Raw genomic sequence first — 20,473 nt, forward strand, 5'->3', positions numbered from 1 at the left:
AATGATTATGAATAAAATCAATGGAATATTCAGTATTAATAAGATTACTGTTTCTAAATAACCTACAGTAAACAACTCTTTAAAATAATAAAACTCAAATAAGAACGAGCCACCTCCTGCGGAGAATTCATTGTATACTATCGTTATGAAATAATAAGTGATTATAGTTAAACACAATAATGATTTTGTTAAGATGTTTTTCTTTAATGGACTCATGAAAAGTTTCTAGTTCTCTAATTTAACTCTAAATAAAATGATATTCAATTTATGAGTAATTAGGATATGTCTATGATTCCCCAAGAGTAGAATTAATTCTATCCTTGGGGAATCTTCTTTTTAATATAATTATACTTTCTCACTTAAATACTTCCAGTATCTTTTTGGTACGTGCTGCAGATGTAGTTTTAAGTTTTTTCTAGACTCTATATTAGTACTTTTAAAATATTGATTCCAGAGATCTTTGTAGTTGTTCTCGCTTTCGCGAAAGCTACCTTTTACAGTCATCTCATCATCTTTTCCAGAGACCGTCGTGTTTAAAATACCACGTTGCCCTCGCGCTTTATTAAAATCAATTTGCACTTCTTGAACGGTTTTAAGATCATAACTAATGCCGTAATTACGTTTTAGGTCATATATGATCCATTTCTGGTCGGCATAGCGATTTTTAAAATGCTTCATTATAAGGGGTAAAACATTAAAATCTGGTTCTATATTAGCGTAATAAGTTTCTTCATCGATAAGGTGAAAACGTACAAAAGCCTCCATACGGTGCTTTTCACGACCTACCATTTTTGCAGCCTGTGATAGTTTAAGAACAGTCGTGTTTGCATAATCACCACTAGGCGCTTTTTGATCGATAAAAGTCATTTTTAAGTACTCATAAATAGTATTTTCTATACCTATAATTTCGCTTAAAAAAGCACAGTACACTTGATGAGAATCACGAGTATTACATAAAGATTTAAAACGATTCCATACACGTTGTGCTTTATCAGGATCTGTAATTACCAGCTCTGTTCCTTCAAAAAGGTCGTTCTGTGTTCGAGAATCTAGAGCTATAATAGGCAGTTTTATCTTACGATCATAAATCGTAAAAATAGCAGTCATTAAACCATTTAAACTACCATCATATAATAACGTCGTGGTCATGAGAATAAGTTTAATTGGTTGCTGAAATTCTTATGGTATTTACTGCTAGAATCTAGCATGATTAAATTCTTAATTTTTGCACTAGTTAGATCTCTAGATTCAAACTCACGAGAGTCGCAGGTCATAAAATACTTAGATCTATTCATAGAGATACCTATTGCTTTTAAATGTTCCCAGTTTAATTTCCTGAAACGTCTCGCACTTAAAATCTTACCTACAGATCGCATTCCTATACCTGGTACACGCGCCAGCATTCTTTTATCTGCCTTATTAATATCTACAGGAAACTGATCTAGATTGCGCAATGCCCACGATAATTTAGGGTCTATATCCATATCTAGATTTTGATGCGTGTCGTTTAAAATTTCTTTTACATTAAAACCATAAAAGCGCAGTAACCAGTCCGTTTGATAAAGTCTGTTCTCTCGCATCATAGGGACTTCGGTACCTATGGCAGGTAGTCTAGAATCATTTGCCACAGGTATATAACCAGAGTAATAGACACGTTTCATCTGGAATTTATCATAGAAAAAATTTGCACTGTACATGATATCGCGATCACTCTCTCCGGTAGCACCTACTATCATTTGGGTGCTTTGGCCGGCAGGCGCATAAATAGGTGTACTTTTAATAAGTTTCTTTTCAGACTTATAGATTTGAATAGAATTTTGAACCGCCTTCATCGGTTTGATAAAATCCTTATGATCTTTATCTGGTGCGAGAAGTTTTAGTCCAGCCTTAGTTGGGATCTCAATGTTTACAGATAATCTGTCTGCATACAATCCTGCTTCTTGCATTAACTCATCACTTGCGCCAGGAATAGATTTTAAATGTATGTAGCCATTAAAATTTTCTTCTTCTCTTAGTTTCTTAGCTACACGTATGAGTCTTTCCATAGTGGCATCTGGACTTTTAAAAATACCAGAACTCAAGAACAATCCTTCTATATAGTTACGGCGGTAAAAATTAATGGTCAGATCAACAACTTCTTGTACCGTAAAAGCAGCACGTTTTATATCATTAGACTTTCTAGTCACACAATAAGCGCAATCAAAAATGCACACATTAGTCAGTAAAATTTTAAGTAACGATACACAGCGGCCATCTTCTGTATAAGTATGACATATTCCCATACCACTAGAATCACCTAATCCTTTATTCTTATTTTGTCGTTTACTACCACTACTGCTACAACTTACGTCATATTTTGCAGCGTCGGCCAGTATTTCTAGTTTCTCTTTTATTCTCTCGTAGTTCATATTAATTGTCCACGCAGGTGGATGTTTTTTTTGTTATTCCGCACTTGATGCGGAATCTGCTTATACCTTTCTCGATCTTATTTTAACACCATCTTCGACAAGCTCAGATTGACATCTTGTTTGTTATCCAGATTTTCTCGATTTCCTCGACCCACTAGGTTGATGAATTTCAATTTTCTCGTGCGGCAATTCTTGTTTGCGATAACCATTGCTATTTCCCATTCTTCGGTCACGTAGACTAGATTGTTTATCTAGACGTTGTATGGTCTGTGGGTTTTCTTCTGCATATCGTGGGTCTTGAATGTAGTCTGCTTTTTGCATATCATGCACCTCGATAGAATAGAAATCAAATTCTTCTACGACCTTACCATATATTTTATAAATACCGCTTCCGCGAAAGGTGATTTTTGCAGCCACTGGCGGAAACATAACGGTATCAAAAAATCTACCGTTACAGTCTAAAAATGTACCAAACTGCATGCGTTTGCCCTTTGCTGTATGAGTCGTTTTAATGTTAACTACATAACCATAAATGAGTATCATTTTATTATGATGGGTTTTCATGTCTTCTAAACCATAATTATTTGTAGGTTCTTCTACCAATAATTCAAAATGAGAACACAAGGGAAAACCTAATAATTCAATCTGTTCATAAGCTAGTTCTAATCTAGTGGTGTGTAATTGCGGTATAGTAGCTGCTCTATGTTCAGGAACAAATAATTTATTCTGAATATATTTTTGAGGTGATTTATCTAGTTTATAATGTGCCTGCCATAACAACTCATAACGATCCATACCGGTAAATCTAAAAGCATCGATGCGTATTAAAATAGATAGCTGATCTATACTTATGAGAACACGATTTATAAAATCTTCTAGAGAAATAAATAAGCCATCTAGATGACGCGCCTCTATAAGACGTATCATCGTTTTCCTTTCTAGTTCTTTAAGATAACTGTAGCCTAGATAGATACTTTTACCTTTAATAATATTTGCTATGTTACTATGGTTAACACATGGTGGTTCTATAACCGCACCGCACATTCTAGCTTCATGTACATACAGTTCTGGACTGTAAAAGCCACCACCATTATTTAATGTTGCTACCATGTATTCTAGCGGGAAATAGCGTTTTAAATAAAGGCTTTGATAACTTTCTACAGCGTAGGATGCAGAGTGACCTTTCGCGAAAGCGTATCCAGCAAAACTCTTAATTTGATTCCATATCTCTTTAGTCTGTACAGGATCATGCCCTAGATCCAGACAGTTTTTAAAATACTTATTTTCTACCTTTTGAAACTCTTCTCGCGATCTGTATTTACCGCTCATCCCACGACGCAGTACATCAGCTTCGGCAAGATCTAGTTTTGCGTAATAATGCGCGACTTTAATCACATCTTCTTGATATACCATTATCCCATAAGTCTCAGGCATGATTCCCTGCATGATAGGGTGCGCTTCTTTACGTTTTTCTGGATACCTCGTGCGTAAAATAAACTCGCGCATCATACCACTTTGAGCAACACCAGGTCGTATCACAGAGCTAGCTGCAACTAGTCCTATATAATCATTAGTTGCTAGTTTGCTCAATAGCATTCTCATAGCTGGGGACTCTATATAAAAACAGCCTATACATTTTGCCTGCGAGATCATGTTGTTGATCTCAGGATCTTTCATGAATTTTTTTACGTCAGTATGTACGTTTGCAATTTGCGCATCTGGCTGATTGTACTTTATGATCTCTATCGCATCACGTATTTTACCTAGACCACGTTGCGCGAGGATGTCAAATTTGTGTATTCCAGCATCCTCTGCAATGTGCATGTCAAATTGTACCGTGCGATAACCCTTAGGCGGTAAGCTGGTCGCACTGTAATAATGAACAGGCTTTTCAGTAATGAGAATACCACCGGCATGTATGCTGGTATAGTTAGGCATGCCTTTTATTAAATGACTGTATTTAAGAACCAGCTCATGCATTTGATCCAGGCGCTCTGGTTTAAAATTACCTGTAGTAAGCATATCAATATCTGCCCGCGGTAGACCAAAAACCTTACCTAGTTCTCTAATAACCGCACGGTATTGAAAGGTGTTGTATGTCGCTAGTAAAGAGACATTTTTAAACTCGTTAAAAATAAATCTGGTTATATCTTCTCGATCATCCCAAGAAAAATCAATATCAAAATCTGGCGGACTCGTTCTATAATCATTGATAAAACGTTCAAAATACAGGTCTAATTCTATAGGATCTACCTCGGTTATTTGCAATAAATAAGCTAGAATACTATTGGCACCACTTCCACGTCCTACATAGAAATAACCTTTAGTGCGTGCATACTCACAAATGCGCCAGTTGATTAAGAAATAAGCGACAAAGCCTTTCTTTTTTACGATTCCTATTTCCTTTTCTATGCGTTCAATTACATCGCGTTTATCTTCTTTATCACCATACCTGTTTTCAATTCCGTTATAGGCCAGTTGTTTTAATTTTTTATAGTCGGCTTGTTTGCTAGTAGAATATATATGCTGATTTGCATTGAGTTGGGCATTTTCAAAATCAAAGCTAATACGACATTGATCTAATAACAGTGTCGTATTTTCAATAATAAATGGATATTCTTCAAATGTCTTTTTAATCTCCTGCACAGGTATTATCTGATTTTCAAAATCTCCTTGTTGCGATGCTGGTAGCTGACTTAATAATATATTTAAATCTATACAACGCAGTAATCTATGTGCGTTAAAATCTCTTTTGTTTCTAAAACTAACCGTTTGCATTACGACCAGTTTATCCTTCATTTTTACATATTTGGTAAATGGCAGTTTGCGTAATGCGGCGATGGAGATTCCTATGTATTCGCTTTCGCGAAAGCGAGATCCATTCATTTCTACCACCTTGTTAAAAGGGTAAATAATAAAAGCATTATTAAATGCTGGTGCCTGTTCAGGAAAAGGTTTTTTATTTTCTAGATGGTGAGATAGGAATTCATTTAATTCTTGAAACCCTTCATTATTTCGGGCTATACCTACGTATAACTGTTGGTGATCGTTTCTAAAATCTATTCCTACTACTCCTTCTAGTTTATGTTTTGCACATAACCTTATGAAATTAAGGCAAGCACTGGTGTTATTAATATCGGTAAGCACGATTTTTTTCACGCCATTTTCTAAGGCAAGTTCAATGAGGTCTTCTTCATTAAATGTGCCGTACCGTAGAGAATAATATGTGTGATTGTTTAGGTACAAATGATGTTTTTTCAATTATAATTAATACTACTGTTTGCGATGGGCAAGAACAACTGGCGGTAACCCATTAAATGGATTCAACATTCTGCCTATAGTTTTTGCTTCCATACCGGCGGCTCTCATAACTGTTCTATCTCCATATTTTTCTCTTATTTTATCTAGAGCGGTATATAGATTTATTGCTGTTTCATTATCATCAAAAAGGTTGATCTGATAATGTCCGTTTACAATGTGTGAAAACCTAATTCCTATTAAACGTATTAAGAGTCTACGGTTATAGAGCTTTTCAAAGAGTTCTAAAATGTGTGGTATGAGTATATGGTCTGCACTGCAATAAGGAATGCGCATTTGTTTTGTATAAGTGTTAAAGTCAGAATATTTGATTTTTACATTAATACAACCAGTTAATTTATCACCACGTCTAAGTTGAAAAGCGAGGTTTTCTGTCATGGCAATGAGTATAGAATTAAGTTTTTTTACATCTATGGTGTCTCTATCAAATGTGCGCTCTGTACTTATAGATTTACGCTCGTTAAAAGCAACAACAGGTCGGTTATCTAGACCTTGAGCACGACGCCATATCATGCTGCCGTTTTTACCCAGTACATTAGTTAACATCTCTTCAGGCATTTCTTGAATAGTGTGTATGCGTTTTACACCTAGATGTCTCAATGTTTGATAAGTTTTATCACCTACTTGTGGTATCTTCTTTACAGATAGTGGTGCCATGAAGCCCTTTTCTTCTCCATGATTAATCATTAATTGATTATTAGGTTTAGCCTCGCCAGTTGCTATTTTAGAAACCACTTTATTAGTAGATAGGCCAAAGGAGATAGGTAATCCAGTTTCTTTAATTACCTTCTTACGTAACTCTGTAGCTAGTTTATAACATCCATAAAAACGATCCATTCCAGAGAGATCTGCATAGAACTCGTCGATGCTCGATTTTTCAAATAATGGAGTTTCTTGTTTGATAATTTCTGTCACTTCATCAGAGTGTTTTGAGTAAGTGCCTGCATTACCTCTTATAACTACTGCTTCAGGACATAGTTGTCTAGCAAGTTTCATAGACATACCACTATGCACACCATAACCTCTAGTTTCATAACTGCATGCGGCTACCACACCACGATCACTCGTGCCACCTACTAATAATGGTCGGTTTTCTAATCGCGAATCCATTTTCCTTTCTACCGAAACGTAAAAAGTATCCAGATCTAAATGCATGATTTGTTTATCGCTCATAAGGTGTTATCCCTTTGTGTTTAGGAATGGGTTTTTATAACGTTGCTTAATTTTTTTTTAAAACAAGGGGTCAAAAAACCTCACAAGATTTTTCTTGTGAGGTGTATGTTAATCAGTTTATTATTTATGCGTTACTACTTAATTAATCTGCCATATTTTTAATAACAAGATCATTTACGGTAGGTTCCATAAAATTCACAAAAGTCTCTTTTTCAATTTCGTTTTTAAATTGAATACCATTTTGTTGCAGTACTTCATGTAATGTATGATATACCTTATGGATAAGATCTTCGGTTTCAGCAACTTTATCAGACCAAGTTTTTACTTGGTGTACGACTTTCATAGTAGCTTTTTTCCCAGCTTTTCTAGTAAGAACTAGTTGCTCCACTCTTTGGGCTAACTCTGTTTTAATAAGTTCAATATTCATGTCGGTAATCATTTTAAAATAAAACAAATTGGTCTCCTTCTACTAGACGTTCTTCTCTTATAACATAATCATCTTCTTCGGCATATTTAAGACGTTCATATAAACAGCGATCGTAATCTTTGAAAAGTTTATCTCCTGTAGGTTTCAATAATTCAAGTCCATTTGCATCAGGACTTTTTATTTTTGAAGATATAGGGTAAGCATTGAACCCTTTAGAATCAAAAGGCTCCATCATTCTAGAAAGCTCTGCAACCGGCATATCAGGATTAAGCCATTTCTCTTCATCTTCTCTACTTAATATAACTGGTGCTCTATGGTGTTCTATTCTTTGTGTAATTCTATTTGCAGCACTTGTTAATATGGCTACTGTATGGTGCAATTCTCCTGTTAATGGATGTTGCCATGTATCATATATACCTGCTAGAGCAAATGGTCCTCTATCGCGATTAGGGTAAACTAGATAAGGTTTATTAAGTTTCTCCTGTTTAGGTCCTTCTATAAAAGCATCTACTAGAACTAGACAGCGTTGTGATTTTACAGCATGTTTAAACATAGGTTTATTAAAAATACCCATCGCTCCTTTATACTGAGGATTATTCTCTGGATTCAAATCGCCTTCACTACGCGCATTAATCATATACGTCTGTTTGTGTGCCCATTTAGGAGTATATCCTAAGGTAAACATCTGTATGTGGTTGGGTTGCTCGCTTGTGATTACAGGTATTTTATTACCTGCGCTTATGTTCACATTTTCATTAAGTACAGCACCTTCTATAAAAGCGGCATTAAAACGCTTTTCTAAATCTGCTGCTGGTGTAATTATCGTTGCTCTTCCACACATAATTGTAGTATTTTGGAAATATTCCTAGAATAATTCCTATTAACGATTCAAATATATGGAATAATTCCAATATTATGGAATAATTCCACTGTTAAAATTGGAAATATTCCTAAATACCCTATATTTGTTCTATGGCACAAGAGATTTCAACAGAAGCAAAAAGGTTCAAACAAGTTCGTGAAGACCTAGGAAAGACACAAAGTGAGTTTGCAGACTTGCTAGATGCAGGTAGTACAACTGCAGATATTGAACGTGGTAAAAAGAAAATCACAGGTAAGATAGTGACAGAGCTTTTACGACAGTTTAATGTAAATCCTTTGTGGTTATACGGTAACAGTTATAATAAGTATCTAGAAACTAGTACGAGTACAGCGCCCAAAATTATTACTATGGACATTAACGATCGTGAAAACATGATCATGGTACCTATAAAAGCAAGTGCTGGATATGCAAGTAATGTACAAGATACAGACTGGTATAACGATTTGCCGGCCTTTAATATACCCTTGCCACAGTATAGAGAAGGAAGTTATCGTGCCTTTCAGGTAAAAGGCGATAGTATGTTGCCGGTATTACAACCTACAGAATGGGTAATGGGTAAAGCGGTAGAAAGTGTGCGCACTGCAAACGATAATCGCATTCATGTAATTATTACTGCAGATAGTGTTCTTGTGAAGAAACTGCGCAAATCAGAATCTCCAGAAGCGGTAAATTTAATTTCTTTAAATAGAGAATACCCAGTTATCGAGCAACCAGTAGTGGAGATTAAAGAGCTTTGGGAAGTAAATTCTAAACTCAGCTTTGACCTCGATGTTCACGAAGGAGAGGAGGCTATGATTTCCTTAAAACAAGGTCTCGATAGTTTACGTGAAGAAATACAGAGTATTAAAAAAGGGAAGTAGTAGGTTGTTTGTTCCGCTTTCGCGAAAGCGGAAGTTCTAATTATTTAAGTGACATGATATGGGTTTTGAGCATCTTTATGACTTTCTAGAACGATTGCAAGTCAATAATAATAAAGAGTGGATGGAAGTGAACCGCAAAGAATACCAAGCGGTGCGTTTATGGTTTATAAACTGGCTTACAGAAATGCAAGAGCGTCTGGTAGAAATCGATCCAGATTATACAGATACTGATGTGAAAAGATCTATCAACAGGATCAATAATAATTTAATGTTTCAACCTAATAAGCCTATTTACAAAGATCATTTTGGAGCAGGATTGGACCTTTCTTATCATGAAAAACAAAACGATTTTTATCTACAAGTAGGCGTAGAGCAATCTTTTATAGCAGGTGGTTTTTATAAACCAGAAGCCAAAGTGCTTAAATCTATCAGAGAAGCAATAGATTATAATGGAGATGAATTGATAGCAATTATCGAAAAGCCTTCTTTTAAAAAGATTTACGGTGGTTTATATGACGATGGCAATTCTTTAAAAACAGCACCAAAGGGTTTTCCTAAAGATCATGAATACATTGATTTACTTCGCAAAAAGACCTTTGCTGTAGAATATCCATTAACAAGAGAACAAATTCTATCTCCGGATTTTAATGATCTCTATATCAAATTATATAAAGAGATGAAACCCTTTAGGACTTATTTGAGTGAAGCGGTAACGGTATGATAAGCTATTCCAATAGTCCATAAAGTAATGTTTTTCTTTTCCAACGATTATTAGTTTTTTCTAAAATAATAGCTGATTGAGAACTACCTTTTTGTAACCTCATATACGCAAGATTCTTTTCTTTATTAAAAATAGGGATTGTGAATTTTAAAAAACTGTAGTTACCGGTTTTTTGATTTATACTATCTGCTGACTGTAAGATGTTTTCATAAGAAAAGTTATTTCTAGACATTCCCTTAATATCAAAAATTTTGAAACCATAAGCTGATAGCTCGTTGAGATCAATGGTTGAGACGCTTTTTCTTTGTTTTTGAATGAAAACCGTATCAGATTCTAATAAGCTATTTGATATTAATTCAAGTTCATTTAAGTCTGTGTTTTCTGGAGAGTAAGCAGTGCGGTAACTAAAGTCAGATCCTGTAATGATCTTTATCATATCATGATCCATAGACAAAGGAGGTAACATATATCCTCTACCAAAATTTGAAATTAACTCACTTTTTGAATGAAGTATTTGAATATCTACTGTATCAGAAAACACCTCGTTTAAAAATTCTAATTTAAACTCATTAGTGATTACAGTTGCTGTTGAATCAGATTCTTTGCAACCTATAAGAATTGATAATAGAAATAAAAAGATAATATTTTTCATCCTTTACTTATCCCTATAAAACACCTTAAACTCTGCGCCCATTCCGTAATCGTCATTTCCAGAACGTACTAATTTACTGTTTGGGTTGTAAGTAAGGTCAAATAATTGCCAGGTTTTATCATTGAAAAAGATGCGTCGTACCCATGTGTTTTTACCTTCTATTTCTTTAGTAAAAGGCAAAAGCGGTCGGTAAGTAGTAGAAATTTTTTCAAAACCACCTCTTGTTTTAATTTCTCTGTACTTTTTTGCTTTGATTAATTTACCATCAGGTTTTGTGTAACCTAATACTTGTATAGATGCAAAAATCCCATTATTAGGAATGTTTATTTTAAGTTCTGTGATGTCCAGTTCGTAAGTCTCCTCAGTCGTTTGATCAATTATGAAAGTTTTTGAAGGGTATAAAGATTTTCTCGATGGACTGCCATCTTCTTGCACATCATAAAAGCTAACTCTAAACATGGTAGAAAATTTACGGAGTTTCCCTTTCTTACTACGCTGACTTTCTTCTAGAACAACAGGCAATTTAAGTTGCGTGATTTGAGTAGGTTCGCCGTCATATCTGTCAAATTTCACTGCAATTTCACTTTCTACGGTAGGTAACCAGCAGTCAAAATAATTATCATGTCCTATTTCCTTTTTCTTGCGGTCTTTATGTTTACCAGTAAGTGCGGCGCTTATAATTACGGTTTCTAGCTCGTCTGCTTCTAGGGTTAAAAAAACTTCAGATTTTAAATTGGCAACAGCTATACCTAAGTCTGCATAACCGATGCTGGAAAAGAATAAAGAATCTACATCTTTATATAGCTCTTTTGTAAACCTAAAGCTACCTTCATCGTCGGCAAATGTTCCTTTACCATTACCAAAACTGATGGTAGCAAAAGCAATCGACTCTTGAGTAGATCCATCTTTTATAACGATGTCCTGACTTTGTACTAGGTTTAAGTTGAATAGTACGAGACTAATCCAGAATAAGTTTTTCATTGATATTTTTTAAATAAGCGACTATTTCGCGAGTTGCGCCAGTGTTGCTATTGATCCAGTGTCCACAAATCATTCCAGTTTTATCTCTAAAATGATCGTCTTCAAATAATTTGTTTGCGATAGATTCAAAATCTGTAGCAGTAGCAACAGAAAATAAACCGCCCAAGTCTTCTAGCTTACCTGCTTCAGGAAATTTTTCATAATTCTTACCTATGATTACCGGCACGCCATAAGTTGCCGCTTCTAGAATATTGTGCAATCCTTTAGTTCCCATCGCTCCACCTACATAAGCAACATCTGCATAGCTATATGCTTTAGTCAGTAATCCTATGGTGTCTATGATTAGGGTAGACGGTTTTTTCAAATCATGAATAACACAACCTTGTAGACTGCTCCATTTCATTGGATAATAATTCAGTGTTTTTTCTAATTGATTAATATGAGAAAGTCCTACTTCATGAGGTGCGATAATTACTTTATACGCTCCAGTCTTTTCATTTTCATTGAGCCAGTTTTTTATGATCTCTATATCTTCTGGCCAGGAACTACCTATAACTATACATTTTTTATCTCCTACAAATTCTTGTAATTCCTTTACGGTACTGTCACGTTCTATTAATTGGCTCGCACGGTCAAATCTGGTATCACCACTTACACTTGCATTAGTAAAACCTAGCTTTTCTAGATTTTTAAGAGAAGAATTGTTCTGTAAAAAGAAATAATCAAAACTCTCTAGAGATCTAGTCATCCATTTTCCATACCAGCTATTAAATGACATTTTATCTCTAAAAACGCCACTCACTAATATAGTCGTACAGTCTATTTTTTTAAGCGCATTTAAATAATTAGGCCAGAATTCATACTTAACCATAATCGCAACCGTAGGATTTACCGTTGCCATAAATTTATTCACATTACTTACCGCATCTATAGGCAGGTAACAAACTACATCTGCTAGGTGTGTGTTCTTTTTATTCTCATAGCCACTAGGTGAGAAAAAAGTAAGAACCACTTGATATTTATCTCGATTAATATGCTCTAGTACTGGAACTACTTGTTCAAATTCCCCTAAACTCGCCACATGCACCCATATTTTAGGTAGAGAAGATTTTACTTTTTGGTCTAGAATGTCCCATGTTCTCGCACGTCCTTTGGCACCTAATTGGAGTTTTTTATTAAAGGTACCGGCTAGTGGTAGGCACGCTTTCGCGAAAGCGGAAAAAATATCATACAACGTCTTCAAAAATCAGTCTTTTTTCAAATGTAGCACAATAGCAGTTACTAGTTAAATTTACTTGGCTAAAACCTGTTTATATATGATAAAGTAGTGCGATTTAATGGAGCTGAAACCAGTAGTAATATGTTACTTCATTTATAAAAGAGCTAGTTGAGAAGTGTGAAATTAGGTTTAGGCATTCCTCTCATTATTGCTTATTTTTACATGGACTAGCGTGGTTAAACGTGCTGGCTTAATAAAATTTGCAAATGCGTAAAATACAGATGGTTGACCTTCAAGGTCAGTACGAAGGAATAAAAGATAGAGTGAATAATGGGTTAAAAGAAGTCATCGAGTCGGCGGCTTTTATCAATGGTCCAGAAGTTCATGCTTTTCAAAAAGAGCTAGAAGACTATCTAGATGTAAAACATGTAATACCATGTGCAAACGGTACTGATGCTTTACAAATCGCTATGATGGGACTAGGTTTAAAGCCTGGTGACGAAGTCATTACTGCCGATTTTACATTTGCAGCTACCGTAGAAGTAATCGCTCTTTTAAATCTAACACCGGTTCTAGTAGACGTAAACCCTTATAACTTTAATATCGATACAGACGCGATAAGAAAAGCTATAACTCCTAAAACTAAAGCAATTGTACCTGTTCACTTATTCGGCCAGACGGCAAATATGGACGAGATCATGGCCATTGCCAAAGAGCACAATCTTTTTGTAATAGAAGATAATGCGCAAGGAATAGGTTCTAACTACATGCACGCAGACGGTTCTAAGTCCAAGACAGGAACCATAGGTAATGTAGGTACAACATCATTTTTTCCATCTAAAAATTTAGGTGCTTATGGAGATGGTGGTGCTATTTTTACCAATGATGATGAGCTTGCTCATATCATAAGAGGTGTTGTAAATCACGGTATGTACGAGCGTTATCACCACGACGTAGTAGGTGTTAACTCTAGACTAGACGCGATGCAAGCGGTAGTGTTAAGAGCAAAACTACCTAAACTGAACGATTACAATAATGCCCGTAGAGATGCGGCTAGAAAATATACAGCAGCATTTGCTGGAGAAGAAAAAATAATAACACCTATAGTTTGTGATAACTGTGACTGCCACGTTTTCCATCAGTACACACTAGTTATTAAAGATGCAGATCGCGATGGACTCGTAAAACATTTACAAGCTAATAACATACCTTGTGGAGTTTATTATCCGATTCCTTTACATAAACAAAAGGCTTATCTAGACGATAGATATAAAGAAGAAAACTTTACGGTAACGAATCAGTTAGTAAAGGAATGTATCTCTTTACCTATGCACACAGAACTGGATGACGAGCAAATTAAATTTATTACAGATCATGTAAAGGAGTTTATTAATCGATAGATTGATATTTAAATAATCAATAAGAGAACCTCTATGAAAACAAATATGTATTTAGTTTTTATAGGGGTTTTTCGATTTCTCGCTTTCGCGAAAGCGGAATCTGAACCATCTTACGGTTTATGATTCCATTATAGAGATAGACTTACATAAATCGATAGGGCTTAATAGGCAATGTCTGAAGTTGATTATGTTTAAGATTTTCTATATTTCTCAAAATTAAACAAGTGTTTTCTATATTTGTAAGAGATTATTTACTTTAATTCTTATATATGAAAAATGTAATAATAATTTCTCTTTGCTTATTTTTTAATATTTCATTTGGTCAAAATGATAATTGGCAAACTAATTATGAGCAACGTTGGGAACATTATGATGGAGGTACTAAATTATTTGTGAGCAATAATAACTTTTTACCTATTACTTATAAGATAGGCTATAAACCGGTTAATCTAGTTCAGGATGTAGAAAATGGTAGCTATATAGTTATACCAGGTAGAACAAAAGATTTTTTATTATTAGATTTCAAAAAAATAGATCCTAAAAAGAAATGGAAGTTCAATAAAGGAAGTACGTTAGTTTATTTAGGTGATTTAACAGATACGGAATATGATGAAGATTATGTTTATGAGTTACCGTTTGAAAAAGGAACGTCATTTAAAGTAGGCCAAGGATACAATGGAGATATATCACATCAAGACAAATATGCTATAGATTTTGATATGCCTATTAATACCAAAGTTTTTGCTTGCAGAGAAGGTTTAGTTGTAGAGGTAGTTAAGAAAAACAGTAAACATTGTGCAGATTTTAAATGTGCGGATTTTAATAATTATATTAAAGTTCTACATTCCGATGGAACTATTATGCAATATCTTCATTTTAGAAAGAATGGGGTCCGTGTAAAAGTAGGTCAGAAAGTAGTAAAAGGTCAACATATAGGTTTTAGTGGTAACGTCGGTTGGAGCACTGGACCGCACTTGCATATTGATCTCTATCTTACAGATAAGGACAATAATTATAAAACATTAAAAACTAAATTTAAAATTGATCAAAATACCATTACCGAGGAGTTAAAGAAAAATGTTACTTACACTAAGGGTTATTAAATCCCTACAAAGCACTATGATTCTTAAAACCTTTTTCTTCTAAATATTTTACATAGTCATGGGTGTTAACAGTGGCTTTTAAATCATGTAATAGGTTATAAAGACCAAAGAACGTACGGTTGATGTATAAGAAGTGCTTGCTACCACGGTTACCGTTCATCTTACGCAATTCTTTATCATTACTGTATTTCTCACTTAAAGAAGTAATCTCGTCCCAAAAAGAACTGTCGGCAAAATCAAATGTCTTTTCTTGGAATGGTTTTGTAAATAGACTCAACATCTCGTGAAATAAAGCGCTGAAATAAGTGATTTCTTTCTCGCTATCATCTTTGCGTAATATTTCTAGTTCAAATAATTTTTCTCTAAAAATTTCTGGATTATTAATACTCGCAGGTACAGCCAGTTCGAAGTAAGGCTGGTAGAATTCGTCCACGATTTCTTTAATACAACCGAAGTCGATGGCTATTAGCTCTTCATCTTTAGAAATTAAGAAATTACCAGGATGTGGGTCTGCATGTACGGCTTTTAGACCGTGCATTTGGAACATATAAAAGTCCCAAAGTGATTGTCCTAGTTTATTACCGGTTTCTTGAGAGAAATCTGTTTTTGCAAACTCGCTCAAATGCTGTCCTGTCATCCAGTCCATCGTGATAATGCGTTTACTAGATAATTCTGGATAATAGTTAGGAAATTTAAGATTAGGTATGTGAGAACAAGCCTCTGTAATTTCTATACTTTGCTTAACCTCGAGTGTGTAATCTGTTTCTTCAGTTAATTTATCTTCTACCTCTGCAAAGTATCTTTTTGAGTCATCACCTTTTAAATTAAACATTTTAATCGCAATAGGCTTTACCATCGCAAGGTCACTACCTATCGACTCTGCCACACCAGGGTATTGAATTTTTACCGCTAGTTCCTTACCGTCTTTAGTCGCTTTGTGCACCTGACCTATACTTGCTGCGTTCACAGAATCTTTTGAAAATGTATCATAAATCTCTTCTGGAAAAGCACCTTGATATTTTTTAAACGTTTTTCTAACTAATGGAGCCGAAAGTGGTGGCACGCTGAATTGTGCTAGACTAAACTTTTCTACATAAGCGCCAGGCAATAGACTTTTATCCATAGATAGCATTTGCGCTACCTTTAGTGCACTACCTTTTAAACTCTTTAAACCATCATAAATATCTGTCGCATTATCCTCGTCAAGAGAAGAGCGATCCATAGAGGGATTTACTGCTTTTTTTGAATAATACTTGATGTAATTAGCACCGATTTTTGCACCAGTCTTTACTAGCTCTGTAGTACGGCCTATTTTACTGGTAGGTATTTTGTCTAGTGTTTTCATAGGGTAATATTAATTCCGCTTTCGCGAAAGCGGAACACGCAATAAAATGGTTACAATCAAATAATTCTAAAAAGTAGGTCAGTCTCTATGCTATTAAGACATGCGCTCTTTCCAAAGGAATTTACCAAAGTCAAGAACAGCGTCTAGTGGGGTATTATCAAAAACGTCAAAAATGGTGTTTACAGACTTCTCTATAGCCATATCAGTTTTTTCAAAACCAGCACTGTCGTCATCCATCCAGAATTTAAGTAAGAACAACATCTGTATCCAGGCACCTTCACTATATATAGTTTCAGATCGTTCTAGTAAAATGTTAGTTTTATCTTCATTGCGTTGCATGATTAAGTCCTTAGAAAAGTTTTTTACGTGCTTACGCAGGTCTTTTAACTGTTCCATCTTACTCATCATGTGTGGGTTTTCCTTAAGAGTATACAGCACATAACTTCTATTAAGAGTCAGGATTTCAAAAAAAGTATAGAAAAAAGTAAGCATCTTTTCTCTATTTGAGAAATGTGCATAATCTTCATTTTTATGAGAGACATCTATAGTCATGGTGAAGAAGGTATTCCAGATATCTTTGCGCAAACTATCTAAACTACCGAAGTGATTATAAAAATCTTGCTCGGCCATGTTGTTATCCTTAGCAAATTTATAAACCGATTTAGGAGTTTTTTCATGTTCTAGAACATAGTCCATATATGCGGTAAGGATATCGTGCTTAGTGATTTCCTTCTTCTTTGCGGTCTTTTTTGCAGGTGCTTTTTTAGTAGTTGCCATAATCTCAATGATTTGATGTAAAGATACAATCTGTTTAACTTATCATGCATAATGTTTAAACAAAAGTATGTTAAGATTTAGTCGTATGTTTTGTGTAAAACTTATACTTTAAAGATAAAAAAAATCCCTTTCTAAAATTTTAGAAAGGGATTAATAATTTCATTAGGCTGAGTTACTTGTTATAGCGATTGTAAAACAATAAAACACCTATTCTAAGGTCTAAACCTATGGTCAGAGAATTCTTTAATTTATCATTAAACTGATAACCTATTCCACCAGCTAATTCAAAGGTCATAATATTTGCAATTGCTCTTTTCATGCCTAATTTAGGAATAATAGCAAATGATTGTTCTATTTGCACATCACGTTCATCAGTACCTACTGTTAACCAGTCAGGTACTCGCATAAATTCTAGACCTATATAATTACCAGAATTTAAATTGATACTTTTCCCTTTTTCTTTTCTAGAAAGTCGATTATAAAAATATCTAGGTTCTAAACTCAATGTATTAGTGAAAATAAACTCAGTATCACCATTACGAGTATTTTTATAAATACCACCTTCTTGACCAAACTCTGCGTTGAGCATAAATTTATCTGACAAAGGAACTTCAACGGCAAGCCAACCTCCGATTGCACCTATTTTGAAAGAAACAGCCGTTTCAAAATTGCTGTTTTGAGAGTAGGAAATTATAGCAAAAAGCAAGGTAAAGGTTAGAATAGTGTGTTTCATGTTGGTTGATTTGGTTTTTGATAACCATCAAACACTATACCTTTTCAATAGAAAATAATCGAGGGGCATAAAAAAATCCCTTTCTAAAATTTTAGAAAGGGATTTTTAAGATTATAAAATAATCTTGAACTATGGTTTGTTAGTAGCAACAGGCTCTTTACTTACCCATGTGTTTACTGAAACGATAGCGTTTTCATTATAATCTACTTCAGTAAGCTGGTCACCTTTCCAGAAAAACCATTTACCTGCTTTTCTATCGTTTTTATATTCTGCCTTAGCAGTTTTTTGACCATCAGCATTATAACTAATCCACTCACCGTGTCTTTTATTATTTAAAAATGTTCCTGTCTGAGCAACGGTTCCGTTTTCATGAAAATATGTTGCTTTAATTATACCGTCTTCTATCTTTTCAAAAGTAGGTTTTACTTCTTGTGCCATAGCAACCGCACCTAACATCATTACCGCAAAAATCATTAATTTCTTCATCGTTCTTTCTTTTTGATACGTCCAAAGTTAACATTAAAAACATATTAAAACAACATTTAAGTAACATTAAGTTTACATTAGCCTTTCAATTAACTGTAAAACAGTTGTTTGATGTGATTAAAAAATGACATTTAGCGATATTAATCTTCTACTTTTAATCAAATCTTTACCTTATGGTTATGTATTTATGTGTGAAATCGGTTTATTTTTGCATGCTTATTAGAAGTTTTAAATATGTATAGATCACACGATTGTGGTAGCCTGCGTGCTAGCGATATAAATAAAGAAGTAACACTGGCCGGTTGGGTTCAAAAAAGCCGTGACAAAGGTTTTATGGTTTGGGTAGATTTGAGAGATCGTTATGGTATTACTCAACTTATCTTTGATGAGGAGCGTACAGAAAAGGCTCTTATTGAAAAAGCTCAAAAATTAGGTCGCGAGTTTGTAATCCAAGTGAAAGGAACCGTAATTGAGCGTGAGTCTAAAAACAAAAATATACCTACAGGAGAAATTGAGATTCTAGTAAAGGAACTAGAAATTTTAAGTGCTTCTAAGACGCCTCCTTTTACCATAGAAGATAAAACTGATGGTGGAGAAGAGTTGCGTATGAAATACCGTTACTTAGATATACGTCGTAATCCAGTACGTGAGAATTTGATTTTTAGATCAAAAGTTGCGATGGAAGTGCGTAATTTTTTAGCAAACAAAGAATTTATCGAGGTAGAAACGCCTGTACTTATTAAGTCTACGCCAGAAGGTGCGCGTGACTTTGTAGTGCCATCGCGCATGAATGAAGGTCAGTTTTATGCATTGCCGCAATCACCACAAACTTTTAAGCAGTTGCTTATGGTAGGTGGAATGGATAAATATTTCCAGATTGTAAAATGTTTCCGTGATGAGGACTTGCGTGCAGACCGACAGCCAGAGTTTACACAAATAGACTGCGAGATGTCATTTGTAGAGCAAGAAGATGTTTTAAATATCTTTGAAGAGATGACACGTCACTTATTAAAGAAAGTGAAAAACGTAGACGTTGCTGAGTTTCCTAGGATGACCTATAACGAGGCGATGGAGAAATATGGTAACGATAAACCAGACATTCGTTTTGGGATGGAGTTTGCTGATTTGAACGCTTTCGCGAAAGCGGGAGAATTCAAAATTTTTAACGAGGCAGAGCTAGTAGTAGGAATAGCAGTACCAGGAGGCGAGAGCATGACACGTAAAGAAATCGATAAGTTAATCGATTGGGTACGACGTCCTCAAGTAGGTGCTACTGGAATGGTGTATGCAAAATGTAACCTAGATGGCACTTTTAAATCTAGTGTAGATAAATTTTACTCTCAAGAAGATCTTGCGAACTGGGCAAAAGCAACTGGTGCGCAGCCAGGTGATTTAATTTGTGTGATGTCAGGTCCTGCAAATAAAACTCGTGCACAATTAAGTGCTTTGAGAATGGAAATGGCAGAGCGTCTAGGATTGCGTGATCCAAATAATTTTGCTCCTCTATGGGTAGTAGATTTTCCACTTCTTGAATGGGATGAAGATACAGAGCGTTACCACGCAATGCACCACCCATTTACTTCTCCTAAACCAGAAGATATTGAGAAACTAAAAACAGATCCAGGTAATGTGCGTGCAAACGCTTATGACCTTGTTATGAATGGAAATGAAATAGGTGGTGGATCTGTAAGGATATTTGATAAAGAATTACAAGCTCTTATGTTCGATCATTTAGGATTTACTCCAGAAGAAGCTCGTGCACAATTCGGTTTCTTAATGGATGCTTTTGAATATGGAGCGCCGCCACATGCAGGACTTGCTTTTGGTTTTGATAGATTAGTTTCTATTTTAGGTGGTCAGGAAACGATACGTGACTTTATCGCATTCCCTAAAAATAACAGTGGTCGCGATGTGATGATAGATGCACCAAGTGCCATCGATAACGAACAACTGACAGAATTGAATCTGAAGGTAACGGTTTAACTTT

18 protein-coding genes are annotated in these 20,473 nt (G+C 34.9%); 5 read left to right on the forward strand and 13 right to left on the reverse strand.

Features of this window, described 5'->3' with window-relative positions; genetic code table 11:
- Nucleotides 1-345: 345 nt before the first annotated feature.
- The 6 genes from ABJF08_RS01780 to ABJF08_RS01805 all read right to left on the reverse strand — a co-directional run bounded on the left by ABJF08_RS01780 (nucleotide 346) and on the right by ABJF08_RS01805 (nucleotide 8,167).
- A complete protein-coding gene (locus ABJF08_RS01780) occupies nucleotides 346-1,149 on the reverse strand; it encodes a TIGR03915 family putative DNA repair protein (protein WP_348114328.1) in 804 nt (267 codons plus the stop codon).
- Nucleotides 1,146-2,408 (reverse strand): putative DNA modification/repair radical SAM protein, encoded by a 1,263-nt coding sequence (locus tag ABJF08_RS01785; RefSeq protein WP_348114329.1) that lies wholly within the window; start codon nucleotides 2,406-2,408, stop codon nucleotides 1,146-1,148. The genes ABJF08_RS01780 and ABJF08_RS01785 overlap by 4 nt, the downstream gene beginning before the upstream one ends.
- A 123-nt stretch (nucleotides 2,409-2,531) precedes the next feature.
- Entirely contained in the window at nucleotides 2,532-5,669 is a 3,138-nt protein-coding gene (dnaE, locus tag ABJF08_RS01790; RefSeq protein WP_348114330.1) for a DNA polymerase III subunit alpha, read from the reverse strand.
- 12 nt (nucleotides 5,670-5,681) lie between these two features.
- Nucleotides 5,682-6,899 carry a DNA polymerase IV gene (gene dinB / locus ABJF08_RS01795; RefSeq protein ID WP_104513998.1) on the reverse strand — a complete coding sequence of 406 codons (1,218 nt, stop codon included), beginning with the start codon at nucleotides 6,897-6,899 and terminating at the stop codon, nucleotides 5,682-5,684.
- A gap of 142 nt (nucleotides 6,900-7,041) precedes the next feature.
- On the reverse strand, nucleotides 7,042-7,326 hold the full coding sequence (locus tag ABJF08_RS01800) for a hypothetical protein (protein WP_348114331.1): 285 nt from the start codon (nucleotides 7,324-7,326) through the stop codon (nucleotides 7,042-7,044).
- A gap of 13 nt (nucleotides 7,327-7,339) precedes the next feature.
- Nucleotides 7,340-8,167, reverse strand: coding sequence for an SOS response-associated peptidase (locus ABJF08_RS01805; protein WP_348114332.1), 828 nt, complete (start codon nucleotides 8,165-8,167; stop codon nucleotides 7,340-7,342).
- Between the two features lie 131 nt (nucleotides 8,168-8,298).
- On the opposite strand from ABJF08_RS01805, the gene ABJF08_RS01810 reads away from it, so the two are divergent.
- Nucleotides 8,299-9,069 (forward strand): S24 family peptidase, encoded by a 771-nt coding sequence (locus ABJF08_RS01810; protein ID WP_348114333.1) that lies wholly within the window; start codon nucleotides 8,299-8,301, stop codon nucleotides 9,067-9,069.
- A 58-nt stretch (nucleotides 9,070-9,127) separates the two neighbouring features.
- Nucleotides 9,128-9,790 (forward strand): DUF2461 domain-containing protein, encoded by a 663-nt coding sequence (locus ABJF08_RS01815; RefSeq protein WP_348114334.1) that lies wholly within the window; start codon nucleotides 9,128-9,130, stop codon nucleotides 9,788-9,790.
- A gap of 4 nt (nucleotides 9,791-9,794) precedes the next feature.
- On the opposite strand, the gene ABJF08_RS01820 is transcribed toward ABJF08_RS01815, so the two are convergent.
- Genes ABJF08_RS01820 through ABJF08_RS01830 form a run of 3 tightly spaced genes read right to left on the reverse strand, consistent with a single transcriptional unit; the run spans nucleotide 9,795 to nucleotide 12,666 of the window.
- The gene (locus ABJF08_RS01820; RefSeq protein ID WP_348114335.1) at nucleotides 9,795-10,442 is read right to left on the reverse strand and encodes a hypothetical protein; all 648 of its coding nucleotides are present in this window, start codon (nucleotides 10,440-10,442) and stop codon (nucleotides 9,795-9,797) included.
- Nucleotides 10,443-10,445: 3 nt separating this feature from the next.
- Nucleotides 10,446-11,423, reverse strand: coding sequence for a carboxypeptidase-like regulatory domain-containing protein (locus tag ABJF08_RS01825; RefSeq protein WP_348114336.1), 978 nt, complete (start codon nucleotides 11,421-11,423; stop codon nucleotides 10,446-10,448).
- The gene (locus tag ABJF08_RS01830) at nucleotides 11,401-12,666 is read right to left on the reverse strand and encodes a glycosyltransferase N-terminal domain-containing protein (protein ID WP_348114337.1); all 1,266 of its coding nucleotides are present in this window, start codon (nucleotides 12,664-12,666) and stop codon (nucleotides 11,401-11,403) included. The genes ABJF08_RS01825 and ABJF08_RS01830 overlap by 23 nt, the downstream gene beginning before the upstream one ends.
- A 242-nt stretch (nucleotides 12,667-12,908) precedes the next feature.
- On the opposite strand from ABJF08_RS01830, the gene ABJF08_RS01835 reads away from it, so the two are divergent.
- Complete coding sequence (locus ABJF08_RS01835) at nucleotides 12,909-14,042, forward strand: DegT/DnrJ/EryC1/StrS family aminotransferase (RefSeq protein ID WP_348114338.1); 1,134 nt, start codon at nucleotides 12,909-12,911, stop codon at nucleotides 14,040-14,042.
- Between the two features lie 269 nt (nucleotides 14,043-14,311).
- On the forward strand, nucleotides 14,312-15,145 hold the full coding sequence (locus ABJF08_RS01840; RefSeq protein ID WP_348114339.1) for a M23 family metallopeptidase: 834 nt from the start codon (nucleotides 14,312-14,314) through the stop codon (nucleotides 15,143-15,145).
- 4 nt (nucleotides 15,146-15,149) lie between these two features.
- Here the strand turns inward: ABJF08_RS01840 and ABJF08_RS01845 are convergent, their stop codons facing one another.
- The 4 genes from ABJF08_RS01845 to ABJF08_RS01860 form a co-directional block, all read right to left on the reverse strand.
- On the reverse strand, nucleotides 15,150-16,490 hold the full coding sequence (locus tag ABJF08_RS01845; protein WP_348114340.1) for an AarF/ABC1/UbiB kinase family protein: 1,341 nt from the start codon (nucleotides 16,488-16,490) through the stop codon (nucleotides 15,150-15,152).
- A 93-nt stretch (nucleotides 16,491-16,583) separates the two neighbouring features.
- Complete coding sequence (locus ABJF08_RS01850) at nucleotides 16,584-17,267, reverse strand: TetR family transcriptional regulator C-terminal domain-containing protein (protein ID WP_348114341.1); 684 nt, start codon at nucleotides 17,265-17,267, stop codon at nucleotides 16,584-16,586.
- Nucleotides 17,268-17,439: 172 nt separating this feature from the next.
- Nucleotides 17,440-18,000 (reverse strand): hypothetical protein, encoded by a 561-nt coding sequence (locus ABJF08_RS01855; RefSeq protein WP_348114342.1) that lies wholly within the window; start codon nucleotides 17,998-18,000, stop codon nucleotides 17,440-17,442.
- A gap of 129 nt (nucleotides 18,001-18,129) precedes the next feature.
- Entirely contained in the window at nucleotides 18,130-18,486 is a 357-nt protein-coding gene (locus ABJF08_RS01860; RefSeq protein ID WP_348114343.1) for a nicotinic acid mononucleotide adenyltransferase, read from the reverse strand.
- 234 nt (nucleotides 18,487-18,720) lie between these two features.
- Between ABJF08_RS01860 and aspS the strand changes: the two genes are divergently transcribed.
- The gene (gene aspS, locus ABJF08_RS01865) at nucleotides 18,721-20,469 is read left to right on the forward strand and encodes an aspartate--tRNA ligase (RefSeq protein WP_348114344.1); all 1,749 of its coding nucleotides are present in this window, start codon (nucleotides 18,721-18,723) and stop codon (nucleotides 20,467-20,469) included.
- Nucleotides 20,470-20,473 lie beyond the last annotated feature (4 nt).

Source organism: Nonlabens sp. (genome assembly GCF_039941875.1).
Lineage (GTDB): Bacteria > Bacteroidota > Bacteroidia > Flavobacteriales > Flavobacteriaceae > Nonlabens.

What these genes read in the sequence shown, in the direction of transcription:
- ABJF08_RS01780 (WP_348114328.1), bottom strand. Translation starts at nt 1,149, where the DNA reads ATGACCACGACGTTATTATATGATGGTAGTTTAAATGGTTTAATGACT.
- ABJF08_RS01785 (WP_348114329.1), bottom strand. Translation starts at nt 2,408, where the DNA reads ATGAACTACGAGAGAATAAAAGAGAAACTAGAAATACTGGCCGACGCT.
- dinB (WP_104513998.1), bottom strand. Translation starts at nt 6,899, where the DNA reads ATGAGCGATAAACAAATCATGCATTTAGATCTGGATACTTTTTACGTT.
- ABJF08_RS01800 (WP_348114331.1), bottom strand. Translation starts at nt 7,326, where the DNA reads ATGAATATTGAACTTATTAAAACAGAGTTAGCCCAAAGAGTGGAGCAA.
- ABJF08_RS01805 (WP_348114332.1), bottom strand. Translation starts at nt 8,167, where the DNA reads ATGTGTGGAAGAGCAACGATAATTACACCAGCAGCAGATTTAGAAAAG.
- ABJF08_RS01810 (WP_348114333.1), top strand. Translation starts at nt 8,299, where the DNA reads ATGGCACAAGAGATTTCAACAGAAGCAAAAAGGTTCAAACAAGTTCGT.
- ABJF08_RS01815 (WP_348114334.1), top strand. Translation starts at nt 9,128, where the DNA reads ATGGGTTTTGAGCATCTTTATGACTTTCTAGAACGATTGCAAGTCAAT.
- ABJF08_RS01820 (WP_348114335.1), bottom strand. Translation starts at nt 10,442, where the DNA reads ATGAAAAATATTATCTTTTTATTTCTATTATCAATTCTTATAGGTTGC.
- ABJF08_RS01825 (WP_348114336.1), bottom strand. Translation starts at nt 11,423, where the DNA reads ATGAAAAACTTATTCTGGATTAGTCTCGTACTATTCAACTTAAACCTA.
- ABJF08_RS01835 (WP_348114338.1), top strand. Translation starts at nt 12,909, where the DNA reads ATGCGTAAAATACAGATGGTTGACCTTCAAGGTCAGTACGAAGGAATA.
- ABJF08_RS01840 (WP_348114339.1), top strand. Translation starts at nt 14,312, where the DNA reads ATGAAAAATGTAATAATAATTTCTCTTTGCTTATTTTTTAATATTTCA.
- ABJF08_RS01845 (WP_348114340.1), bottom strand. Translation starts at nt 16,490, where the DNA reads ATGAAAACACTAGACAAAATACCTACCAGTAAAATAGGCCGTACTACA.
- ABJF08_RS01850 (WP_348114341.1), bottom strand. Translation starts at nt 17,267, where the DNA reads ATGGCAACTACTAAAAAAGCACCTGCAAAAAAGACCGCAAAGAAGAAG.
- ABJF08_RS01855 (WP_348114342.1), bottom strand. Translation starts at nt 18,000, where the DNA reads ATGAAACACACTATTCTAACCTTTACCTTGCTTTTTGCTATAATTTCC.
- ABJF08_RS01860 (WP_348114343.1), bottom strand. Translation starts at nt 18,486, where the DNA reads ATGAAGAAATTAATGATTTTTGCGGTAATGATGTTAGGTGCGGTTGCT.
- aspS (WP_348114344.1), top strand. Translation starts at nt 18,721, where the DNA reads ATGTATAGATCACACGATTGTGGTAGCCTGCGTGCTAGCGATATAAAT.